The 1,801-nt window shown below is 68.6% G+C and carries 1 protein-coding gene; it reads right to left on the bottom strand.

The annotated features are described in order from the left end of the window. Positions 1 to 737: 737 nt before the first annotated feature. The coding region (locus E6G06_22480; GenBank protein ID TML84600.1) for a ScyD/ScyE family protein at positions 738 to 1,801 on the bottom strand (1,064 nt) is incomplete at its 5' end.

Genomic DNA, 1,801 nt, shown 5'->3' with positions numbered 1-1,801 from the left:
CGAACTAGCCGAGTGAACCTTCGCGCGAGCCGGACAAGCCCCGCCGAGGGCTGGACTCCAGAGATCAAGCCCGGCGAGAACGCGATCGGATCTTGCGGCTGAGGAGTCAAGGACAATCCGACTCTTCCTCCGGCCGTACCACAACCCCGCGCCAGCGGACAGCGCGATGACGATCGCGAGGACGATCACGGTGATGGCCACATCCACTGGCGTCATTGTGGCTTGCATACGAACTGAATTCACTCGCGATGAGCGCCGAGCGGCAGCTCGGGCGCGCCCGGTTCGGATGCGTATTCGTCGCGTATGAGAATCGAGCGCCACACAGATCGCCGGCTACGGCGCGCTCTGGCCGAGCTCACGCCTTGTGCCTTCTTCACCGCCAGCGCGTCCTCCGTCCGCTGGCCGATGAGCCGGCCCTGCGCCGTTCACCGAGAAGACGAAGGGCATCGATCACCGTTATGCCAGCCAACCGGCGTTCTTCGCGCGACGGCGGTTCACGCCGGTCGTCGATGGCTCGACCGTGCGCTGGGACCTGCGCCCGTCGAGCTGGGTGAACGCCGCCTACCGCTTCGTCGCCGGCAACCTCACGCGAGCCGAATGGCGTCAGCACCTGAGTGCGCAGCCGTACAACGAGACCTGCGCCGCGGGTCACCAGCCGGGAAGGCGTAGCGCCGAACCGGCCGGTCCGGGCGCGCGGGGCCCGGACCGGCTCGGCCGTCGGTCGTCGTCAGACGGCGTCAGTCGTCGTTGTCGTGCCCGTGGTGCTCGTCGTGCCCGTGGTCGCTGTGATGCTCGTGCTCCTCGGGGAAGCTGATCTTCACGACCTCGCCCGGCTTGAACGGCGCACCAGCCGGGAGGACGGCGGGTGCGATGCTCCAGTTCGACACGTAGATGTCGTCACTGCGCTCGGCGAAGCCGTTCGGGAAGTTCAGGTTGCTCACGAGCGGGATCGGCTTCGCACTGTGCGGCGGGACGCGCACGACGGCACCCGTACCGGGCGCGGCGTTGTCGAGACCCAACGTCGAGAACTCGGTGGCATAGAACGTCCCGTCGACGAAGCCGCAACCGGTCACCGCGGTGAGCCCGGACGCCCACACCGTCGGCACCGGATGCTCGCGGCGGGTGTCGACACGCCAGACGACGGAGGCCCCGGGCTCGTTGCCGCCACCCGTGAGCTCACCGACGTAGAGCGCACCGTCGGGACCGCGGTCGACGCACGTCGGGACGGCGTCCGACACCGGCGGGTTCGGGAAGAACGCCACGATCTCGATCCCGTGTGACGTCACGCGGTCGAGTGTGTTCGTGGCCGCGTCGATGACCCATTGCGTGTGCTCGTCGGCGAGGATCGCGTAGGGATTGCAGTCCGGGAACTGGCCCGGAACGAGGTTCGTGTGGGTAAGGCTCCAGTCCCAGTCGAACGCACCGACGCCCGCGGTCGGCGTGAAGCTGCCGTCGCTGTTCAGCTTGACGACCTGTCCGGCCTGCGTCTTCAACGCGGAGACGAGTGACGGCGGGAACGAGCCCGCGGGGAGCCCGCCGACCTGCTGCGGACAGCTGGTGATGACCGTGTAGAGGCCGCTCTCGTCGTTGAACGAGAGCCCGTCCGGCCCTGTGGCGAACACGCCGCCTTCGCCGGATAGCGACGCCAGGCCGTTCACGATCCGGTGGTGCGAACCGGAAGGGGTGATCACGCTGATCGCGCCGGTCAGGCCCGGACAGATCGGGCCCTCAGGCCCGCCGGGCACGCAGGCCGGTCCTCCCTTGCCCGCTTCCGCCACGTAGAGCTGGCCCTCCTCGCCGA

Source organism: Actinomycetota bacterium (assembly GCA_005888325.1).
Taxonomy (GTDB): Bacteria; Actinomycetota; Acidimicrobiia; order Acidimicrobiales; family AC-14; genus AC-14.
The sequence above is the reverse complement of the archived record's forward strand: the minus strand, read 5'-3'. Positions and strand labels throughout refer to the sequence as shown.